General features: G+C 44.0%; 20 protein-coding genes. 1 reads left to right on the top strand and 19 read right to left on the bottom strand.

Annotated elements, in window-relative coordinates; genetic code table 11:
• Positions 1–8 precede the first annotated feature (8 nt).
• From AB4493_RS17265 to AB4493_RS17250, 4 genes are all read right to left on the bottom strand, one after another.
• Positions 9–1,292 (bottom strand): TRAP transporter large permease subunit, encoded by a 1,284-nt coding sequence (locus AB4493_RS17265; protein WP_029235146.1) that lies wholly within the window; start codon positions 1,290–1,292, stop codon positions 9–11.
• A gap of 9 nt (positions 1,293–1,301) precedes the next feature.
• Complete coding sequence (locus tag AB4493_RS17260) at positions 1,302–1,847, bottom strand: TRAP transporter small permease subunit (protein WP_017060958.1); 546 nt, start codon at positions 1,845–1,847, stop codon at positions 1,302–1,304.
• Positions 1,848–2,044: 197 nt separating this feature from the next.
• Positions 2,045–3,139 carry a TRAP transporter substrate-binding protein gene (locus tag AB4493_RS17255; RefSeq protein ID WP_017060957.1) on the bottom strand — a complete coding sequence of 365 codons (1,095 nt, stop codon included), beginning with the start codon at positions 3,137–3,139 and terminating at the stop codon, positions 2,045–2,047.
• Between the two features lie 553 nt (positions 3,140–3,692).
• Positions 3,693–4,085: a hypothetical protein gene (locus tag AB4493_RS17250; protein ID WP_017060956.1), complete on the bottom strand. Its 393-nt coding sequence runs from the start codon at positions 4,083–4,085 to the stop codon at positions 3,693–3,695.
• Between the two features lie 220 nt (positions 4,086–4,305).
• On the opposite strand from AB4493_RS17250, the gene AB4493_RS17245 reads away from it, so the two are divergent.
• Positions 4,306–5,106 carry a DUF2982 domain-containing protein gene (locus AB4493_RS17245; protein WP_017060955.1) on the top strand — a complete coding sequence of 267 codons (801 nt, stop codon included), beginning with the start codon at positions 4,306–4,308 and terminating at the stop codon, positions 5,104–5,106.
• 111 nt (positions 5,107–5,217) lie between these two features.
• Here the strand turns inward: AB4493_RS17245 and AB4493_RS17240 are convergent, their stop codons facing one another.
• From AB4493_RS17240 to nrfB, 15 genes are all read right to left on the bottom strand, one after another.
• Complete coding sequence (locus AB4493_RS17240; RefSeq protein ID WP_017060954.1) at positions 5,218–5,871, bottom strand: MBL fold metallo-hydrolase; 654 nt, start codon at positions 5,869–5,871, stop codon at positions 5,218–5,220.
• A 205-nt stretch (positions 5,872–6,076) separates the two neighbouring features.
• Positions 6,077–6,625, bottom strand: coding sequence for a YcbK family protein (locus AB4493_RS17235; protein WP_017060953.1), 549 nt, complete (start codon positions 6,623–6,625; stop codon positions 6,077–6,079).
• Between the two features lie 198 nt (positions 6,626–6,823).
• Positions 6,824–8,362 (bottom strand): murein L,D-transpeptidase, encoded by a 1,539-nt coding sequence (locus tag AB4493_RS17230; protein ID WP_372155504.1) that lies wholly within the window; start codon positions 8,360–8,362, stop codon positions 6,824–6,826.
• Positions 8,363–8,442: 80 nt separating this feature from the next.
• Positions 8,443–9,531, bottom strand: a complete 1,089-nt coding sequence (locus AB4493_RS17225) for a DUF1513 domain-containing protein (protein ID WP_372155503.1) — start codon at positions 9,529–9,531, stop codon at positions 8,443–8,445.
• Positions 9,521–10,582, bottom strand: a complete 1,062-nt coding sequence (locus AB4493_RS17220; RefSeq protein ID WP_102332081.1) for an imelysin family protein — start codon at positions 10,580–10,582, stop codon at positions 9,521–9,523. The genes AB4493_RS17225 and AB4493_RS17220 overlap by 11 nt, the downstream gene beginning before the upstream one ends.
• A 159-nt stretch (positions 10,583–10,741) precedes the next feature.
• Positions 10,742–12,130 (bottom strand): di-heme oxidoredictase family protein, encoded by a 1,389-nt coding sequence (locus tag AB4493_RS17215; RefSeq protein WP_372155502.1) that lies wholly within the window; start codon positions 12,128–12,130, stop codon positions 10,742–10,744.
• 111 nt (positions 12,131–12,241) lie between these two features.
• Positions 12,242–13,501, bottom strand: coding sequence for an imelysin family protein (locus AB4493_RS17210; RefSeq protein WP_372155501.1), 1,260 nt, complete (start codon positions 13,499–13,501; stop codon positions 12,242–12,244).
• Between the two features lie 175 nt (positions 13,502–13,676).
• Positions 13,677–14,273 carry a GTP cyclohydrolase II gene (gene ribA, locus AB4493_RS17205; protein ID WP_372155500.1) on the bottom strand — a complete coding sequence of 199 codons (597 nt, stop codon included), beginning with the start codon at positions 14,271–14,273 and terminating at the stop codon, positions 13,677–13,679.
• Positions 14,274–14,522: 249 nt separating this feature from the next.
• Positions 14,523–14,699, bottom strand: coding sequence for a hypothetical protein (locus AB4493_RS17200; protein WP_017063565.1), 177 nt, complete (start codon positions 14,697–14,699; stop codon positions 14,523–14,525).
• Positions 14,700–14,788: 89 nt separating this feature from the next.
• The gene (gene nrfF, locus AB4493_RS17195; protein ID WP_017063564.1) at positions 14,789–15,229 is read right to left on the bottom strand and encodes a heme lyase NrfEFG subunit NrfF; all 441 of its coding nucleotides are present in this window, start codon (positions 15,227–15,229) and stop codon (positions 14,789–14,791) included.
• The gene (locus AB4493_RS17190) at positions 15,226–15,780 is read right to left on the bottom strand and encodes a DsbE family thiol:disulfide interchange protein (RefSeq protein ID WP_102332079.1); all 555 of its coding nucleotides are present in this window, start codon (positions 15,778–15,780) and stop codon (positions 15,226–15,228) included. Before AB4493_RS17190 ends, nrfF begins: the two co-directional genes overlap by 4 nt.
• The gene (locus tag AB4493_RS17185; protein ID WP_372155499.1) at positions 15,773–17,677 is read right to left on the bottom strand and encodes a heme lyase CcmF/NrfE family subunit; all 1,905 of its coding nucleotides are present in this window, start codon (positions 17,675–17,677) and stop codon (positions 15,773–15,775) included. Before AB4493_RS17185 ends, AB4493_RS17190 begins: the two co-directional genes overlap by 8 nt.
• Before the next feature lie 167 nt (positions 17,678–17,844).
• Positions 17,845–18,819, bottom strand: coding sequence for a cytochrome c nitrite reductase subunit NrfD (gene nrfD, locus AB4493_RS17180; RefSeq protein ID WP_017063561.1), 975 nt, complete (start codon positions 18,817–18,819; stop codon positions 17,845–17,847).
• Positions 18,820–18,821: 2 nt separating this feature from the next.
• Complete coding sequence (gene nrfC / locus AB4493_RS17175) at positions 18,822–19,508, bottom strand: cytochrome c nitrite reductase Fe-S protein (protein WP_372155498.1); 687 nt, start codon at positions 19,506–19,508, stop codon at positions 18,822–18,824.
• A gap of 3 nt (positions 19,509–19,511) precedes the next feature.
• Positions 19,512–20,096 (bottom strand): cytochrome c nitrite reductase pentaheme subunit, encoded by a 585-nt coding sequence (nrfB, locus tag AB4493_RS17170; protein WP_008222036.1) that lies wholly within the window; start codon positions 20,094–20,096, stop codon positions 19,512–19,514.
• Positions 20,097–20,533: the final 437 nt, after the last annotated feature.

The following is a 20,533-nucleotide window of genomic DNA, read 5'->3' as shown; positions in this document are numbered from 1 at the left end:
GGCTTCACTCACATTCCATAGAAAGATGGGAAAGCGAGAAGTGATCCAAGTACGAGGATTTGAATCAGAATGAACGGCATCACACCTCGGTAGATGTCCTTAGTCGTCACGCCTTTAGGTGCTACGCCTTTTAAATAGAACAAACTAAAACCAAATGGCGGCGTTAAGAAGGAAGTTTGTAGGTTCATCGCAATAAGGATAGCGAACCATGTCATGTTGATGCCCATCAGTTCAGCAACTGGCGCAATGATCGGCACGATGATGAAACAGATCTCTACGAAGTCGATGAAGAAACCCAGAATCAGAATCACCAGCATGGTAATGATCAGGAAGCCCCATTTTTCACCTGGCAGTTGTAGCATCCACTCTTCAACCAGATAGTCGCCACCAGTGTAGGTAAACGCCATTGAGAATGCCGTTGCACCCAACAAGATAGCAAATACCATCGCCGTTACTTTCACCGTCTCTTTCGACGCCTCGTACACCATCGACCAACTAAATTGACCGTAAAGCAGTGCAAGTATCATCGCACCCGCGCCACCTAATGCGGCTGACTCTGTTGGCGTAGCAACACCTGCGAAGATAGAGCCCAGTACAACAATGATTAACGCTAGAGGCGGAAGAATCGCTTTCAGTGCATTAAACACTTCCTGCTTACGGCTGATGGAGTCATCACGTTCAATAGGTTGAGCCGCTTCAGGGTGTAGCTTTGCGTATATCAAGATATAAACGATGTACGCGCCGACCAGCATCACGCCCGGCCAAATCGCCGCTTGGAACAAGTCGCCTACAGGAACACCTAGAACATCACCCAATAGAATCAATACGATGGAGGGTGGAATGATCTGCCCTAGCGTACCAGACGCACAAATAGTGCCGCAGGCTAAGCCTTTGTCGTAATTGTACTTGAGCATTACAGGTAGGGAGATAAGTCCCATAGCAACAACAGAAGCACCAACCACGCCAGTAGAAGCCGCAAGTAGTGAACCTACTAATACGGTTGAAATCGCGATACCACCACGAACGCCGCCAAACAGTCGCCCCATAGACTCAAGCAACTGCTCAGCAAGCTTGGTCTTTTGTAGAACGAGCCCCATAAAAACAAACAATGGAACGGCCATCAGAACCGTGTTTTCCATAATGGATTGAATTCGATATGGCATGAAGGCAAACATTTCAATGCCCTCAGCCCAAACACCAAAGATTAACGCGATACCACCAAAGGTAAACGCCACTGGGAAGCCAAGTAAAAGCGCAAACAAGGCTACGAAAAACATTACTATTCCAATCATGTTCAGCCTCTACTTGTTTTTTGTATGAATATTGTTTGCATGGATAAGATGCGGATTAAAAATCTTATTCAGTGAATGCAGGATCAAACCTACGCCACTGAGTGCCATCAAAAAGAATGACAGCGGGATCATAGCTTTGATGATCCAGCGATACGGCAGGCCACCCGGGTCACCTGAGGTTTCACCCAGTTCATAACTCTCTTTGGCAACATCGATACCAAACCAAGCCACCAGCAGGCAAAACGGAAGTAGAAAGATAAGCGTGCCAAGCAGGTCAATAATCGCTTGTGCTTTAAAGCTCAGTTGCTCATAGAACACGTCAACTCGAACATGGCCACCAGCCTTGATGGCATAAGGAACACCGAGTAGGAAAACGGCGGAGAAAAGGTGCCATTCCATCTCTTGGAAGGCAATAGAGACATCGTTGAAGGCATATCTCATGACAACGTCATACACGACGTTGGCGATAAGTAAAATAAACAACATACTGGAAAGCCATCCCAGTGCGTCACCGATACGATTAAACAGGCGTTCAATATAAATTAGACTTCGCATTCCCGACTCCATGGAATTTGAAAAGACATCGCGCAGCTGAGGTAACGAGCTGTAGGACGTAGAAAAGGTTCTTGAGCGTAATACAGGATTTATCCTGCTTAGTTATTATGTTTTAAATGAACCCTCGGCTTATTCACTCTTAAATACTCAATAAGAAAAGCTTCGGGTTCATTTAGATTCAGTTCAACAACTGTCGATTATTTCGCTTGGCTATTTAGATAAGCTCTATGTGAAATATCCGTCCATGAACGTACTTGCTCTAGGTAGCTTGCTTGTGAAGCTTGAATCTCTTTTGCTAGCTCATCTTTCTCAGCATGTGCAGCCAGTAGGCGATCGTTCGCTTCTTTCAGAGCAGACATAACCTCTGGTGGGAAATCTTTCACTTGTACATCTGGGTATTCTGTCTTCATTGAAACCCAGTTCTTACCACTTTCGTGCGTTGCTTGTGTGTACATGTCGTAAGCCGCAGTACGCATTGCAACACGTAAGATTTCTTGTAGGTCTTCAGGCAGCTTGTTCCATGTACGCTTGTTCACTAGGAATTGAAGCTCTGAACCCGGCTCGTGCCAACCTGTGTAGTAGTAAGGCGCGATTTTGTGGAAGCCCATTCGTAAATCCAGCGATGGACCTACCCACTCTAGTGCATCAATCGTGCGACGCTCTAGAGACGTGTAAAGTTCACCTGGGGCAATGTTCGTCGGTTTAGCACCTAGCTCAGCAAGAATCTCGCCTGCAAAGCCCGGGATTCGCATTTTCAGACCTTGTAGATCTTCAACGCTGTTGATCTCTTTTTGAAACCAACCCCCCATCTGGATATCCGTGTTACCACCAGGGAAAGACATCAAGTTATGTGGAGAGTAAACCTGCTCCATTAACTCCATACCACCACCGTGATAGAACCACGCGTATTGTTCTGCTGGCGTCATACCGAAAGGCATAGAAGTGAAGTAAAGAGTGTTTGGAACTTTACCTTTCCAGTAGTAAGAGCCTGAGTGACCCATGTCGTATTGACCAGACTTAACCATGTCAAAAACGCCAAGAGGTGCTTTGTGTTTGTTTGCTGAATCGATTCTGATTTGCAGTCGACCATTCGACATCTTCTCAGCCATCGCCGCCATGTTTTTGGTTGCATCACCGAAAACTGGGAAGTTTGGTCCCCAAGTTTCCGCAAGTTTTAAACGGTAAACCTTATCAGCGGCTGTAGCACCAGTAGCGACCAAAGCTAAACAAGCCGCAGCAGTTACTGCAACGTTTTTAAAAACTCGTGTGAGGGAGTTAGAAATGAGACTCATGTTCACGTCCTTTGTTGGGTTAACACTCTTTCTATGAGCATTTTTTATGATTCAACATAAGAGTGCACCGTGATGAGGCAACAAGATATCAGGGAGAGCACGCACGCATGGCGTTAACAAAGTTACGTATTAGACCAAAGGATTAAGTAGAACTACGTAGGAGATGATTGAATAGTGTCGATTTCAAAGGAGTTTGGATATTCACCAAGACAATGCGTATTGATAAATACCTAAGTATTAATAATTAAATACTCTTAACAATTGATTGCCATTTCGTGATGAAGCTCTATTCATTGCTGTATTTTAGGGAAAAAAATCAAGGCTTTGCTCTCTTGATCTACCTAGCTAACGCCCTAATTTAGTGCTTGCTGATTCGAAGCTCTGACACGAGACAACACTAATCAGTTAAGCCGTATATCGAATTGGAATTGAGATTATAGAGCCTAGGTTTAGGCTTGGATTTGGGCTCGGACTTGGCATAATGTGCCAGATACAAAAAAGCCTCGAAAATCGAGGCTTAAAAACTTAACGAAGCGAATGTAATCCCACAGGATTAGATAGCTTTGTAGATAACCTTGTTACCTGCTAGCTGCTCTTTCGCTACTAGGTTTTCTTCAAGAAGTTTTTTCAATGCGCCTGTTGCCCATGAAGCTGCTTTCGCGTCTTCTTGACCAGCTTCTAGGCCGATACCTTTAGGGTTAATGCCTTCAGCATTGCTAACAACGATGTCTAGAACTTGTTGTTGCTTAGGAGTCAGTGCTACTGCAACTTCTTTAGTTGCTGCTACTGCTTTCTCTACCGCTGGTTTTGCTGCTACAGTTTTTTCTGCTACAACTTTCTCTGCGACAGGCTTCGCTTTTTTCGGCGTTGCCACTGCTTTAACTACAGCCGCTTTAGTGCGTTTCTGCAGTTTAGCCTGCACCTTACGCTTATGAGCAAGTCTCATTGAATATTTCTCCAGTTCACTGCTCTTTTCGCAGTGGTGAAAATTTGAAGCGCGATTTATACCAAAAAACAGGAGCTATTTGTAGAGTGAAGCGTCGAAAGTCGACGAAAAATACCGATATTGTCTACTAGCGTCTATTATTTAAACATCGACTTATCAATTCAGGGTCATATACACTGGTTATCCATCCAGACAAAAATATGAAAACTTGGTGTTACCTATGGACACTCGTCACCTTAGTAATTTCTCTTTGCCTTCATTCACTCGCTCGTACCGTATCCTCGCCATTATTTTAGGCTTCATTTGCTTGATCGTTTCGCTCTACAGTGACAATCCAAAGTTACTGATCGTGGGTGCTTTTTGCAGTATTGCGCTTCTGGGAACTGGCTACTATTTGATGCTGCGCAGCCGAGTGATGTTCACACTTACCCCGACTCATTTTCAGCAGCACTTTTACAAAGGGGGTTGGGTTTTAAAATGGAGTAACATCCAAAAAATTGGTCTTTGCACTTATGAACAAGATGGTTGGCATCAACCTCTGCCCTGGGTCGGAATTAAAGTAAAAGATTACTCGCCCTACCTCGATTCGATTTGCCCTAAAATAACTTGTGAATTATTGCTCAGCCAACGAGCACTTTTGTACTTAGGAGCCAAACAAGCAGGCAAAGAGTCCAACTTTGAGGATATGGTTCTCGACTCATCGCATTACCATGCGCGTTGTACTGAAAGTGGCTGTGTCGAACTAAGCCAATACAAAGAGTCGCAGAATACCGACAACGTAAATTTCAACGATAACCAATCACAGGACAACCTTGATTCACCGAATGAGACAAACAGTCCAAACGCGGTGATTAAAAACTATTCTGGATTGCAGGCGATGCTTGCCAACAGAATGAAATATCAAAGGGGCTTCCACGGTTATGACATTTTCATATCAACCCATGATTTGAATATGAGTGGAGAAGAGTTTGTGGGGCTGGCTCGACGCTACTTGGCTGCCGCTGAACGTCTTTCTGATTAAGGTTTACCAGTAAGTTCACACACAATAAAAAAGCTTAGCTTTCAGGACAAAAGCTAAGCTTCATTTTCAATCAATCGACACAAATAATCGGTTGGAAAATCAAAGATTTAATTAGTACAGAGGCATTTCATCTGCGACGAACGGGTTTGATGCACGCTCGCGACCAAATGTCGATTCAGGACCATGGCCCGGAACGAATGTTACGTCACTGCCTAGTGGCCAAAGCTTAGTCTTGATTGAAGCGATAAGCGTATTGAAGTCACCTTGTGGGAAGTCAGTACGGCCAATTGCGCCGTTAAACAACACATCACCCACAAACGCTAAACGAGCTTGCTCACTGAACAGTACAACGTGACCTGGCGTGTGGCCCGGCGTGTGAATCACATCAATCACTTGATTACCAAAAGTGACTTTGTCGCCCTCTTCTAACCAAGTGTTTGGTTCAAAAGCTTTACACAGTGGGAAACCAAACATCTGACTTTGATTCTCTAGACCTTGTAGCCAGAAGTTGTCTGCCTTATGCGGGCCCACAATTTCAACCTTCAAGATCTCAGCAAGTGGTACCGTACCGCCAACATGATCTAAGTGACCGTGCGTCAGTACCAAGTTCACAACCTTAACACCGAGTTCTTCAATGATAGCCGCGAGTTGTTGAACATCACCGCCCGGATCGACAACGATGCCTTCCATGGTTTCATCACACCACACAATCGAGCAGTTCTGAGAAAAAGAGGTAACAGGTACAACTTGATACTTAAGAGACATATACAAACCTTAAAGAGCGAATCTGGTGAACAACTCGAATATCGCTATGTTATTGGCAACAAACCCAACAATAACAAACTAAACAGCAACAAACTGAGCAGCAATAAACCGAATTATTAGAACAAACTGAAATTTGGGCAAACTATGACATTGGATGTCTACTTTGACAAGTGCCTACCGTATCACTCAATAACTCAGCTTAGCTCTACCAGCTGCGAACTGGACCAGTATCAATGTGGATGAAGTTACTACGAGCGTAATAACCAACACCACCTGCTTGCAGACTTTTAGCTACGTCTCTCAGTTCCTTTAAATCAACACCATCGATACGAAAATCGATCGCTTTACCAAGCATGTGATAGCTCTTTTTAGCGACACCACTCGACTTAGAGCGCAACGCTTCGTTGGTTGCTGGAGAGCGGTAGCCAGAGATGATTTGAACTTCTTTTTGAATACCCAGTACATTTTGAATCTGAGTGATCTGATCAAACAGGTTCTTATCCATTGGATGAATCTCATTGCGGCGGAAGTCACGGCACAGTTTGCTAAGGCGTGCCATCTCGTCACCAACATAGTTAGTGCCATCGAAATAACAAGTCTCTAATCGTTCACCAGTGTGAAGATTGTTCATGCTAATCGTTCTTGGTTGATCCGGGTATGAAGCGAAAGCGATAGAAGGAGTAAGAGAGGCGACTACAGCAGTACCACCAGCGTAAGTCAGAAACTGACGGCGTGAAAATAAACTTTGAGACATACAGCAAAAAAACCAATTAGATCGAACGAAAAATGCACGATACATAATGGAATTTGCTGCGTCAACGTACAAAAACCGTGCAAAACGTTAGTATTTGTAACCTTTGCACGGTTAGTTATTGATACTCATTATAATTTTATCAATAGAAGCTTGGTTGTCATTTTTCAGTCAAGATCACCTTTCTTGACCATATTTCAATCAACCGCCCTCTTTATCATATTGGTAGATATCACCGCGGTATTGTATGCCTCCTTCTTCAAACAACACGGTTTGATAAATGATATGCACTGGAATTCGCTTCTTGAGACGAACCTTAGTATTGGGCGCAAGTTCATCATCCTGATTCGGCACTTTCTTTACCTTAGTCGCAAATAACAACTCCGCGAGTTCCTCGGCATGCTCAACACGAATACAACCAGAGCTATAGGCGCGGAAGTCATCGTTAAACAAGCTTTTACTTGGGGTGTCATGGAGATAGATGGCTCGCTTGTTGGGCGTATTGAACTTATACAAACCCAATGCGTTACTAGAGCCTGCTTGCTGGCGCATTCGATAAGGAAAAGAGTTAAAGTTAATCGTTTGCCAATCTATCTCGGTAGTATCGACAGTTTCCATCGAACGCCAACCATCGATCACTTGAAAATTGTGTGTTTCAAGATAACTCTCGTCGGCTTTTACTTTAGGCAAGATATCTTTAACCATGATTTTCCATGGCACGTTCCAAGTCGGATTTAAGATAACCGAATCAAGCTTTATCTCTAAGAGTGGTGTTTTTCTCGATTTTCTCCCAACCACAACTTTAGATTCAAAAACCTCTTCCCCATCTTCCCAATACTTCATATCAAAACTAGGTACATTCACCACAATCAGTGAGTCTCTATTTCTTGGCCATAAGCGGGCACGCTCGGCGTTCAATGCTAGGGAAGTAAGTCGATCATCAAAGCCCATATTGATCCATTTGATCGTGTCTGGCCCGATGATCCCATCATCCGTAAGACCGTGCATGCGTTGGAAAGATTTAATCGCCTTTTGCAGATCTCGATCGAACTTGGGAAAATCGACCGCGATCATCGAGGTATCAACACCAACCAAAGCAATGCGCTCAACAAGAACCGTCTTGTCTGAAAGCTCGTCACCCAAGCGCTTCAAACCTTTCTGTCTATATCGTTCAATATTGAGTTCAGAGGCGGTTTCTAACACCGAATAGGTTGCTTTGAATTGGTCAAAATCCCCAACAGGCGGCGCGTAAGACAACACCATCTCCAATAAGTAATCATTGGCAACGCTGCTTTTTAAGCTCATCAGAATATGCGGAGAAGGCGCAGGTAATTTGGAATGCAACTTGCCCGAGAAGTACCAATCTTTACCGGCAAGCGGCGCATTTTCAACGTAGCTCAGGTAGTAGATAAAAGTATCGGTAAGTAATATGTCCAACTCTTGCCATTGAGCATGGGATTGATAGTGACGAATTTGCTTGAGTTGTCGATCGAAGAGTGGTGCCATTTGAGCTTGTTCGAGAAGCGACAATTGAAATTCAAACGCCTTAACAAGTTCAGGTGAATCCCAAAGAATAGGCAGAGACGAGTCTTGATAAATACTCTGGGTAAGCTCTGGATAAATCAGCATAAAAGAGAGCTCCGAATCAGCCGGAATAAATCGGCTCTCGTCAGAACTCGTATAGCTCCATGCGTGCACAGAAACTAGAACTAATAATCCACAGAAGTATTTTGCGAACATGCTTAACTCCATCACCAACCATCTCATAAGTATGGCAAAGAAATCGGAGTAAGCATGTTATTTTTAAGAGGCTTTATAAATCAGATTGAACTCCAATGGTTATCCCACTGGACCGATGATTGTTGAGTTGATTTCTCATAAGGCTTGCTCTGGCTTACCACACTTCCCGCCCCAGAGCTTAATCGAAACTCACCATCAAGCAGCACAGCGCCAGAAGCATCAGATAATGCAGAGAGTTCTACTAACTCTTTGGTTTCTTTAGACCAAATACCGTAGCAGTTGCCTCTTGGCGAAGTCGCAATAATCCAATCATCTGACGCCGCAATACTGGCGATATAGTGATTGAACCTTGCCCATTGCTCTGGCTCTGCGTTCAGTGATTCAAACTTTCCGCCTTTAGTATGCATCGCCAATAGCGAAGGATACTCATCTGGTTCACCACGATATTGCTGGCCACAAAGCACGGATTCAGCACCATCATGGGCTAAGTGTCGAATGCTCAGCTTCTTATCCAACAATTCAACCTGATCAAGTAACACACCTTCAGGAGAAACATAACTCAAGCTCGGCTGCATCGAATCGAGGTTTTTCGGTGTTCTACCATCAGTATGAACGCCACCAACGCCGATCGCGAGATTACCATCCGGCACGATGATCACTTCATGTGGGCCGATACCGAAACCAGTGAACTCTTCGACCTTACGATAGCCTTGCGCGACATCGTAAACGCCAATCACGCCTTGGCTGGTGTCCGTTTTCCCTTCGGTGGCATACAGTAACTTGCCATCTAATGAGTAAACCCCATGACCATAGAAGTGGCGGTTGTTACCTTTCACCACCATTTTGATCTGCTGACCGTTTTTATAGTCAAACACCATAAAATAGTCACCAGGACGACGAGCAAAAACCACCGCATGCGATGAGGTTGGGCAAATCGCGACGCCATGGCCACGATTGGGGATGGGAAGTTGGCTCAGTGGCATGCCAAATTCGTCAGCCACAACTGCAGAATATTGACCACGACCATTAAGCGCACAGCCAATCAGTTGGGGATCGTTCGACGCACTCACCCCATCCTTTCGAGTCGCACACCCAAACGGAAGCAATGGAACAGCTGCACAACCCAGTGCAGCCTTGAGTAACGATCTTCGCGTATTATCAGTCACCATCGGTAGCATTAAATCCTATTACCACGCCAAGCTCTATCGCTACTTCTTCATGAATCAGGTACTTCAAACGTTCTAGTTTGTTGTATTGAGTCAGCACCTCTCGGTAGCCCTCTTTGCTCTGTAATAGAGTAAACAAGCTAGAGTCTGTAGGCCAAGTATCTAAGGTTAGCGTGAACTGGGCAGCTACACGATCGGCAAGGTCATTTAAGCCCTTTTCTCTCAATAAACCATCAAGACCATTACCATCTGCTAAGTACAATTTCTCTAGCGCCGCTACGTTCGATTTCAGCTGAGTCATTGAGGTTTGAGCGCGCCATGATTCCGAGAAGTAAGGGCGCGGATGACCAATTTTCGCCATCGGGCGACTCAGCTTTTTCATGCTGTAATCAAGTTGGTTGGTCAACAAAGCGATGTACTCCGATTCCCAACGCATCTCGTCCAGTGCTAACCACGGGTTAACCTGCCAAGCTTCAGCAATAGAGGCCGATTTCATCGCCAGGTTTTGTGCGATAGCTTGTGAAGATAGACAACCTGAAGCTTTGTCTTGAAGCAATGGAGATTGCTCGTCGTACAGAGACCACTCCAAGGCGCCAAGCCCTTGAACAGTCACACTCTGCTGTGCGATTTCATCTTGTGACCAAGCTTTATCTTGCTGAGTCAGTTGACGCATTTTTAGACCTGTGGTGTTCTTTTTGTCTGGCCAAAACTGAACATTCCAGCTCTGTTCCAATGCCGCTGTTGGGCCTCTTTCTTGTCCTTGCAGTGCCATCCAGCTGTTCATGGTGAGCTGCCACTGATTTTCCAACGCATCCAGCTCAATATTGTTGGTTTCACAGTAACCCTGCATCAAGACTTCCAGCTCACCGGCTTGCTTAGCGAATAGCACGGCTGAATCAAACTCTTGTTGATACACGCTACGGCTGATATGAGCAGTCGTGTCTGCTTGATAAGAGACACCGTTAACCTCAGATGAAGCCGTTTGCTCACCCGATGACTGGCAGCCTGCCATGATTAATACCGACAAGGGCATTAACAAAAATTTATGTGCCATGCTGTTACCTTACTTCCTAGTTTTTCTTTCAATTATATGAGTTCAATAAATATGAAACGACCGCTGGCCTCGTATTCCTACAAGTTCAGCGGTAGTCAGTCTTTTGTTAGCGGTTTTCTTAAGTAACTAAGCCGTTGGCTTAACTGAATTCAAGACAGCCTATAATGAGTCCAAAAACGCTAGTAGTGCTTCGCGTTCACTGCTACTCAAAGCTAATACTTTTTGTTTTGCCATTTCTGCTTCACCACCATGCCAAAGTACCGCTTCCATAACGTTTCTTGCGCGACCGTCATGAAGTAAGAACGTATGACCGTTCACTTCTTTGGTATAACCTAATCCCCAAAGTGGTGTGGTACGCCACTCTTGACCATTGGCAAGATACTCAGGGCGATTGTCCGCTAAGCCTTCACCCATGTCGTGTAGCAACATGTCGGTATATGGGCTAATTAACTGATTAGATAATGCAGACAGACCTTCTCGCTCTGCCGTGCGAATTTCAGCTTGGTGACAGCTTTGACAACCAATCTCTTTGAACAGATTTTTACCTTGAACAACCGCTGGGTTATCGACATTACGACGAACAGGTACCGCGAGATGCTGCGAATAGAACTCAACAAAATCTAAGATGTTGTCACTGACTTCTGGCTCGCCACCATTTGGAAAATCATCACAGGTTGATTGCGCTGATGTGCAGTTTTCATTCGGAAATAAGCTGCTTGTCAGGCCTAAGTCACCGTTAAATGCCGCCGCGTTTTGCTGCATTAAGTTTGGCTGCCCGGCTTTCCAACCGAAACGACCTAGCGCCATTTCATTGGTTTGAACATCAAGAACATAGTTGGCTTTACCCGACACGCCCTGTTTGTCTGCCAATTGCTGCTCTGCAAATCCAAGAATCGTTTCTTGTGGGATACTTTCAAGCAAACCAAGACCAATCATTGGCGGCGCCACTCGAGCTGAAAACTCGGTCTTAGGATGCATCTCGCCGAAAGCAAGTTCAGTAATATTTAAAGTGGGTTTACGCAGAGTAACGACGGTGCCGTCTTTGAATTCAACAGGAACATCCGTGTAGCTAATGTTCACTTTGCCCTCTGGTTTTACACCTTGAAGCGCAAAATCTTGTAGCTGACCGCCGTACGTCGGCTCTGGAATTCCACCATCTCGAATGAAGGCTTGTCGCTGCTCAGGCGTTTCAGCCGGAATGCTTAAACGAACCAACATGGATACTGCGTTCTCATCTCCTTCTTCTGGCGCGTGACCACGACCATCTTTGATGTGGCAGTTTTGACAGCCGTTAGTATTAAATAGTGGTCCTAACCCATCACGAGCATCGGTTGATGACGGTGCAGGAACCCAAGGGTTTCTAAAGAAGCTATTACCTACGCTGAAATCCAAGCGCTTACTCATTGGTAGATTGGCTGCGGGAAGGGAAAAAGCGTTCGCTCCTTCTTTCTTCACGGTCGTTTTGCCGCCAGAGTAGGTTTCATGAGCGTGTAATGGAGATACGAAAAACAGTGCGGTTAATAGTGAGGCTGAGAGATACGACTTCATACATTGCCTTGCTGTGTTTTTGATTTTAGTTTTTATGTGGGTGTGGCTTTCTTGAGGATCAAACAATTAAGGGCTCAATCAGAGCCCTTACATTTGTGTCGGCTCGGGTTCTTAGAACTCGTGATCCGCTGTGTCTGGGTTTAGGCTATCAATGCCAATCACACCCGCAGCACGCTCAATAGCCGCTGTTTGAGACACTAGCGCAACAATTGTTTTGTTTACTAGTGCATTACCCGCAGCGTTGTCAGCAGCGATTAGCTGATCGAAGTGCTGGTTGTTTTTCTCTGCAGACGTTACTAATTCGCCTACTTGTGCACGTGCTAGGTCAAACTGCTTTTGAATCTCTTTCGCAGCTTGCTCATCTTTTTGCTCAACTAGGTCAAACAGGCTTGGACCTGAAAGTAAAGTACCGTCTTCACGCTTGTATAGACCCGTGTAAACGTTGTAGATACCTTGCTCGTTGTAGTAATGAGAGTTATGCGTGTTATCAGAGAAGCAATCGTGCTCATCTTCGGTAGAGTTCGCTTCTAATGCCACCTTCATACGCTCACCAGCAAGCTCACCAAGAGACAGTGAACCCATGCCGAATAGCATTTTACGTAGGCCGTTTTCACTTGATTCAGAAAGAAGCTCTTGACGGTAGTTACCTTTCTCGCCTTCAGCCCATTGCTTTTCCATCCACTCTAGGTCTTGAATTAGTAGCTCAGCTGATGCTTTTAGGTATGCGCCACGACGGTCACAGTTGCCATTTGTACACTCAGCACCAACAACGAAGTCAGTGTAAGCACGCTCACCTGCACCTGAGTTTGTGCCATTCAGATCTTGACCCCAAAGTAGGAATTCAATCGCGTGGTAACCCGATGCTACGTTTGCTTCAGAACCACCGATCTCGTTTAGCTCTGCGATTAGCTCAGGTGTAATGTTCGTCGCATCTACTGTCGTCTGACCAATTTGGAACGTTTTGTTTGCAACGATGTTAGCGCTTGCGCCTTCGTTACCTAGTTCGTATTGGTAATCAGAAGAAACGTAATCGATCAGACCTTCATCTAGTGGCCATGCGTTTAGTTGACCTTCCCAATCATCGACAACCACGTTACCGAAGCGGAATACTTCAGACTGCTGGTATGGTACGCGAGATTCAAGCCAAGCTAGTTTTACTTTTTCGAAGTTGCCAGCAGAAGGAGAAGCTAAGAAGGTATCGATAGAAGAGTTCAACGCTTTTGCTGTGATTACTGAATCAGCAAATACCGCGTGTGCAATATCTGCGTAATGTTCTACTACTTGATCTTGAGTTACTGCAGCGAAAGAAGAAGCAGAGGCAAAAATGAGTGACGAAGTTACGGCTTTTGTCACTAAAGATTTGATAGTCATGAAGCATCCTTGTTGAGCTTTAAATTATTATTCGTAGTAATAGTACAAACCATTATCATTTGCACTACGGATTGGAATAATACAAACTTACAATTTTATTGCAAGATAAATACAAAAAAACCTCACATACGTGAGGTCTTTAAACGTTTTTGTGTTAAGCGCAACAAGCTGCGGATTAGATATCCAAGTTATGCTTGCCGTGTGAAACTTTCGCTTTTAGGTAGCTTTCATTACCAGATTTGATATGAGCAGATGTATTCACCACTTCTTCAATCTCGATACCATAAGACTTCAGCTCATTAATCTTCTTAGGGTTGTTTGTTACCAAGCGAATCTTAGGGATGCCCAAAGCACGCAGCATCTCAGCGGCTTCAGTGAAGTCACGCAAGTCATCACCAAAACCTAGGTGATTATTCGCTTCGTAGGTGTTCATCCCCTCGCTTTGAAGGCGGTACGCATCGATCTTGTTATATAAGCCAATACCACGACCCTCTTGACGTAAATAAAGAATCACGCCGCCAGTTTCACCCATAATTCTGATGGTTTCATCTAGCTGCTCACCGCAATCACAACGAGAAGAGTGGAAAACATCACCAGTCAGGCACTCAGAGTGCATACGAACAAGAGGTATGTCTTGTGTCTTGTCTGCTGATTTAAATATCACAGCAACATGCTCTTTATCTGTTTTCAATCCATGAAAAGACAGAAGTTCAGCATCTATACTGCTTGTTACCCCTACTTTGAAATCTATTCTGGCACGCACTTCCGCCATAGCTATACTCACTTGAAAATTCGATGTATTTAACAACACTACATTATATGTCTAGGCAATATTTTGTAGCTAACTATCTAATGATAGACACTATGAGGCTGTTAACAATTTTTTTCAAGGTCGACCTCGTACAAATTGTTATAATATAACAATTATTTTTCACATAAGAAAAAACCCCACATTGGGATGACCAACATGGGGTTATAAATTAATCAGTTGCGGCTAAGACTACGATTTTTTACAGAACGATCAACTTACTTGAGTTTGCTTCCAGATGACAAGCTGAACCCAAGCGTTCTCTAATTCGGTTAACTCTTCTTGAGTAAGCGTAGAAATGCTCGACTTTGCACTGTATTTTTCTGCCCATTTATCAGATCGGACATGAGTATGGAACTCTTTCTTTAAATTTGAGATTACGTTATCCACAGATACATCCTTATATAGCAGTGCTTAGCCTTTATAATCGGTCAATGTTACAAAATACAGGTCAATTGGTAAACAGTAATACACAATTTTTATGAGCTCTTCCTAACACTTTTTACTGATAAATATATAAATAAGAGAAATAATAGGCTCGGTAGCAACCAAAGTAATAGATTTGAAACCTTCATCGCCGGCTTATAAAGTACAAATTCACCAAATCTTTCCGTCATATATCGAGTAATCTCATTATTACTCTTCCCTGCTTTCACCATATTGAACACAACAAGGCGTAAGTCTTTTGCTATTGGTGAGTTAGATTCAATCAGATTTTGGTTTTGACATTGTGGGCAGCGTAACGTTTTCGCCAAGCTAATAGCACGTTGCTGTTGTTCTGGGTTTTCAAACTCAAACAGTTCAACTTGAATACTCGTCTCTGTATTACTGGCAGTAAACAGATCTTCAGCCATGGTTGAAAGGCTAATCACTAAAAGAGCTGACAGCATAAACAAGGTTTGTATTAGAGACTTCATCATCCATTCACACCATCAAAATACATCGCAAGCTCATCTTTCCATACCATTTCATTAATCACGCCCAATAGCTTTTTAATGATCTGGCCATTGGCATCAACCAAATACGTTTCAGGTGTGCCGATTACGCCCAACTCTAACGCTAACTTGCCTTGAGGGTCACTGATCACGGTTAAGTACGGGTTGCCATCGTTCGATAACACGTTAATCGCAGCCCCAGAGTTATCTCGATAATTGAGCCCAACGATGGGAATGCCTTTATCGTGAAGTTGAAGCAAAAATGAATGTTCGGTTTTACATATCCCGCACCAAGATGCCCATACATTAACCAGTTGATAAGGGTGCTGCGTGACATCAGTAAGCGTAACTTTCTGCTGACCACTGACGCCTTCACTATTCACTAACGCACTCGATGTAAATTCTGGAAATGCCCTTTGTTGTTCAGACACCATGGTCGATTGCTGCTTATTATCAAGCGCAAAGACAAATCCCAGCACCACAATCAATGCTAAGGCAATTAGAGTAATTAGCTTGTTACGAACGCTGTTATGCATACTGTGACGCCTTAACGGTTTTCTTTTTACGATGAGTCAATGAGAGCAAAGCGCCGATAATGGAGAACAGCCCACCAAACCAGATCCAGCGCGCATACGCCTTATACTGAACACGAAATGCGTAAGCGGTGGAATCGACTTTCTCGCCCATGGTGATATAAACATCGCCATGCCAGAACCACTTCATTGCAGGCTCACTCATGTTCATAACACGAACTTGGTAGTGTCTTCTTTCTGGCGCGATGGAAAAGCTTTGCTCGCTAGCATCTAATTCGAGTATCGCTTTTTCTGCAGTAAAGTTGGAGGCGACATAGAGCTCGGTATCACGATGAGAGAGCGTCCAGCCCATAAACTCAACCTCTTCACCTGGGCTCAATTTGTAACTTCGCTCAAATGAATGGTAACTGTTCATCGCGGCACCTATCGCTAATACTGCGACACCCACATGCGCCAACGTCATCACCCATACTTTGCGTTGAAACTTAGAGTTGCGCGTTACCGCTAAGCCGTAAACATGAGTCAGGGCTACCCAAAACGCAATTGACCATGTCATTAGCACCATCACTTGGATCGCTTCAACTTGCAAAACATAAGTTACAAAGCCAAGACAGAGAGACAATAAGGCAATAATTCCAATCACACCTTTCGACGCTTGAGGTTTGATACTGAGCAATGGCGCTAACCCTATCACTCCCATCGCAAGAAGAGCCAATGGCGCAATAAGAAGATTAAAGTAAGGTGCGCCCACAGAGATATTTCCAAGGCCAAGTAATTCAAAAACCATTGGGTAGAAGGTACCAAACACCACCACCGCCGTACCCAGTACAAATATAAGTACCGCCACTAAACTCAAAAAACTTTTACTCGCAAAGCTAGTGATTGGATTCGACTCGAAAGATTCACCACGAACAATAAGAAGAGAAAACGAACTCACTAACACCAAAACCAGTATCAGCAACAGCGCGATACCTTTGGTTGGGTCAACAGCAAAAGCATGAACGGAAGTGAGGACGCCAGATCGAACAATAAAAGTACCGAGGATACTTAAACAAAACGTAATGAAAGCAAGGCTAAGTGACCACTTCAGCAACTGTTGCTTGCCTTTAGCAACACCTAGGCTGTGCAGTAAAGCGGTCGAAGTAAGCCACGGCAACAAACTTGCATTTTCTACCGGGTCCCAGAACCACCAACCACCCCACCCTAACTCGTAGTATGCCCACCAAGAACCAAGAATGATCCCTGCGGTTAAAAAGATCCAAGCGACCAAACAACAACTGCGACAATGAGCGACCCAATCGAACTCAATCGGATCCACCAGCAAAGCGGCCACAGCAAATGCCAAGACCACAGAGAAACCAACATAACCCAAATACAACAGAGGCGGATGGAATATCAAACCAACGTCTTGCAGCATTGGGTTAAGGTCACGCCCTTCAAGTGGCAAGGTCGAATTCAGTTCAAATGGATTCGAAGCAAATAAGGTAAACCATGCAAATATCGCGAGTAACACATTCATCACCCACAATACGCGGCTCTGATACTCAGAAGAATATTGCTTTTGTAGGGCAATCACACCCGACCAACAGCTAATGGTTAAGACCCAAAATAGCAATGAGCCTTCATGTCCAGCCCACACAGCGGCCATTTTGAAGAAGGTGGGTAATTGAGTATTGGAGTGTTCTGCAACATAGAGGATGGAAAAGTCGTCACCTACAAAGGCATAGCCAAGTAAAACGATAGCGCCAATGGAAAACAAAGCGCTAGAGAGGGAGAAACTGCGAATTAAAGCCACATTTTGTGCTTGTTTAGTTAGCATTTGATACATCGAATACACAGCGATAATGCTGCTGAGAACAGCGACCAAAATTAAACTAAACAGCCCCAAAGAACCGACCATATCACCTCAATCAGGCTCTACCTAAGCAGAACCAAGTTAAACCATTATTGGCATTGATTGCTCAACTAGCTGATGTAACTCAACTAGCTATTGCTACTCAGCGAAAAGAAATTTAGTGAGCAGATGTTTAGTATCCAACATCCACTCACTTATAACCTTGAGCGAAATTAAGCTAACGTTAATTGTCCTGCATAAAGGACAAACGTTCTTAGCATTAATACGCCCATCAGACTCAATGAAGTAACAGAGAAAATATACACAGTACTATGGCGAACCGATGCTGGTGTCACGGCGTTAAGCAACAAGGGTAAAACCATACCCACACCAATTACGCCATACCAGAACCAACTTGCCCAGAAACCACCGCCAATCGCGTTCCATACTGCCTGCTCACTTTGACCACCAGCAAATATCAACCCAGTGAAGAAAGTAACAAGGACAAACAGTTCAAACATAACAACAGGACGTTCGAAGCCGTGGATCCAAGAAATACTCGCACTATGCGGAGACTCCTTAAAGACCAACACACCAAATAAAATACATGCCGCCGCTCCCGAGGATAAACTCGAGAATAAGAACAATATCGGCAACACTGGGTTATTCAGCATTGGGAAGGTATTTAGCGCAGAGAGTAAGAAGCCAGTGTAAGCCGCAAGTAATAGCGCAAGCACAGCTAAGAATATTTCAAAAACATTCTCAAAAGATTCTAATTTGCCAATCCAGTTACTGACAAAATCGAGTCGCCCTTTTAACCATGCTTGATCACTCAAGAATACGGCAATCTGATTTCGGAATATAATGCCGATCCAAACAAATAGGATCACCATATACACTTGGAATAAGATCACACCCATCGACATCACTGACGTCGGATTATAAAAGATCATGATCTTCCAAAATGATAGTGGTTTCGTCAGGTGGAAAACCAAGATCAATAAACCTGAGATGATCCCGAATGGTGCTAGAAAAGCCGTTGCCTTTAATACACCATTATTCGCTGGATCGTCCTCAATCACCTTTCTCTTAAGGTAAATCGAGATCATCACTGCACCCGCTGACATACCCGCCAAAAACAGATAGATAGCAATGATCCAGTCCCAAACCACGGTACCTGATTGAAACGCTGTATCCCATGCACTCATAATCAAATCTCCCCTTTTTGGTGTGGCACTTTATAGAGTTTTGGCTGAGTACCTAGATAAGCCTTATCTCTGTAAACCACTTCAGATTTAAGTACCTGGTTTATCTCGCTCTTAGGGTCATTTAAGTCGCCAAATATCAGCGCATTGGTAGGGCAAGATTCAACACAAGCAGGTAATTTAACTTGCGCAAGATTGGTATCGCGGCAGAAGTTACATTTGTCGGCCGACTTATTCTTAGGATGGAAGAAGCGCACTTGATATGGACAAGCTAGCAGGCAATAACCACAGCCGACACACTTCTCTTTATGTACATCAACAATTCCTGTCTTCTCATCTTTATAGGCGGCGCCTGTTGGGCAAACCATCACACAAGGTGCATTATCACAATGTTGACAAGAGTTACGAGTGAAACGGTAATCAACATTTGGATATTCACCTTGAGGTTCGCTCTTTATGATTTCTAAGCGCGATACGCCTTCAGGCACTTTGTTTACTTCACGACACGCCTCAGTACAAGCAGTACAGCCAATACAAGCGGTTTCGTCATGAACCATTCCGTAACGCTTGGTGCCATCTTCCTGAACATTAGCCAGCGTTTTGCGGCTTGTAACCGCTGCAGTACCTGCAACACCAGTTGTGAAAATAACGGCACCCGCGCCAGCTAAAAAGTTTCTTCTTGAGCAGCTCATAGATTACTCCCCTTCTTTCTTCTGGTTGAAGTCTGAATGGCAATCCACACACAGCTTGATGGTTTGCTTTTTATCTAAGCCAAGCACCTTCGCTTCACTCGCATGCACATCGTGACAGTTTGAACACGTTAAGTTTTGTGCGTGTACGTCATGAGTCCAACTCGCTTCGCGCAGATCATCAGGCTTATGACAATCTATACATTGGCTGTTGGCATCTAGGATTAAGCTAGGATCGAGGAAAACCTTTTCGGTTCCGGGTTGTGATTGAGCCGCGCGATACTTCACCACCTCAGGTGCACCATCACGGTGATCGGGGCCAATAGAACTATGACAATCTGTGCAATTCACTTCACGGCCAAGCAAAGCGTGCGCACTCTCACCATGTGAACCAAATACCGTTTCTTTAGAATCTTTATGGCATTGGACACACTTGTAATCTTTGTCACGTATTAATTCGACTTCATGTCTTGTTGACTCTCCTACTGGCGTAACAGCAGGCTCTGCAACAGCATGAATGGAATAACCATAGAGGCAGAATGCTAGAAGGGATTTAAGCATTATGACTATGGCCAATTTAATATTGCCCATTTTATCCTTTCCTTATACCGGCATTATTTAACTCTCAACTAAATAATATTCCGGTTAAACAAAAGTACCCTTAAACGATATTATTACCGCTTAAATGATATCAATTCTTATTTTGGATAAGCCACAACGCTTTCTATATTTAGAATATACCCCTAATTAGGTAAAGCGAAATATACAAAGGGTAATATGTGAACACAATCACCCTATTTATAGTGAGGGCATGTCGGGTAATTGTTTGTTATATATGATAATAATTCTCAATAAGACCAGTCTAACTTGATGTCCACATACCCCTTTAGGGTTATATAAACTTCAACGTGATTGAAGTCACTGTCATTAATTGATCTAAAACAAGCAAACATCCGACACGTAACAAAATGTGTTTATTTATGAATTAATATAAACAGCAATTCTCCAGTTCTTAATTTGAATAGCAA

The organism is Vibrio sp. 10N.222.55.A1, assembly GCF_041473835.1.
Lineage (GTDB): Bacteria > Pseudomonadota > Gammaproteobacteria > Enterobacterales > Vibrionaceae > Vibrio > Vibrio crassostreae_C.
The sequence above is the reverse complement of the archived record's forward strand: the minus strand, read 5'-3'. Positions and strand labels throughout refer to the sequence as shown.

Excerpts from the sequence above, each read along its gene's own strand:
- AB4493_RS17265 (WP_029235146.1), bottom strand. The coding sequence starts at position 1,292 with ATGATTGGAATAGTAATGTTTTTCGTAGCCTTGTTTGCGCTTTTACTT.
- AB4493_RS17260 (WP_017060958.1), bottom strand. The coding sequence starts at position 1,847 with ATGCGAAGTCTAATTTATATTGAACGCCTGTTTAATCGTATCGGTGAC.
- AB4493_RS17255 (WP_017060957.1), bottom strand. The coding sequence starts at position 3,139 with ATGAGTCTCATTTCTAACTCCCTCACACGAGTTTTTAAAAACGTTGCA.
- AB4493_RS17250 (WP_017060956.1), bottom strand. The coding sequence starts at position 4,085 with ATGAGACTTGCTCATAAGCGTAAGGTGCAGGCTAAACTGCAGAAACGC.
- AB4493_RS17245 (WP_017060955.1), top strand. The coding sequence starts at position 4,306 with ATGGACACTCGTCACCTTAGTAATTTCTCTTTGCCTTCATTCACTCGC.
- AB4493_RS17240 (WP_017060954.1), bottom strand. The coding sequence starts at position 5,871 with ATGTCTCTTAAGTATCAAGTTGTACCTGTTACCTCTTTTTCTCAGAAC.
- AB4493_RS17235 (WP_017060953.1), bottom strand. The coding sequence starts at position 6,625 with ATGTCTCAAAGTTTATTTTCACGCCGTCAGTTTCTGACTTACGCTGGT.
- AB4493_RS17230 (WP_372155504.1), bottom strand. The coding sequence starts at position 8,362 with ATGTTCGCAAAATACTTCTGTGGATTATTAGTTCTAGTTTCTGTGCAC.
- AB4493_RS17225 (WP_372155503.1), bottom strand. The coding sequence starts at position 9,531 with ATGGTGACTGATAATACGCGAAGATCGTTACTCAAGGCTGCACTGGGT.
- AB4493_RS17220 (WP_102332081.1), bottom strand. The coding sequence starts at position 10,582 with ATGGCACATAAATTTTTGTTAATGCCCTTGTCGGTATTAATCATGGCA.
- AB4493_RS17215 (WP_372155502.1), bottom strand. The coding sequence starts at position 12,130 with ATGAAGTCGTATCTCTCAGCCTCACTATTAACCGCACTGTTTTTCGTA.
- AB4493_RS17210 (WP_372155501.1), bottom strand. The coding sequence starts at position 13,501 with ATGACTATCAAATCTTTAGTGACAAAAGCCGTAACTTCGTCACTCATT.
- ribA (WP_372155500.1), bottom strand. The coding sequence starts at position 14,273 with ATGGCGGAAGTGCGTGCCAGAATAGATTTCAAAGTAGGGGTAACAAGC.
- nrfF (WP_017063564.1), bottom strand. The coding sequence starts at position 15,229 with ATGATGAAGTCTCTAATACAAACCTTGTTTATGCTGTCAGCTCTTTTA.
- AB4493_RS17190 (WP_102332079.1), bottom strand. The coding sequence starts at position 15,780 with ATGCATAACAGCGTTCGTAACAAGCTAATTACTCTAATTGCCTTAGCA.
- AB4493_RS17185 (WP_372155499.1), bottom strand. The coding sequence starts at position 17,677 with ATGGTCGGTTCTTTGGGGCTGTTTAGTTTAATTTTGGTCGCTGTTCTC.
- nrfD (WP_017063561.1), bottom strand. The coding sequence starts at position 18,819 with ATGAGTGCATGGGATACAGCGTTTCAATCAGGTACCGTGGTTTGGGAC.
- nrfC (WP_372155498.1), bottom strand. The coding sequence starts at position 19,508 with ATGAGCTGCTCAAGAAGAAACTTTTTAGCTGGCGCGGGTGCCGTTATT.
- nrfB (WP_008222036.1), bottom strand. The coding sequence starts at position 20,096 with ATGGGCAATATTAAATTGGCCATAGTCATAATGCTTAAATCCCTTCTA.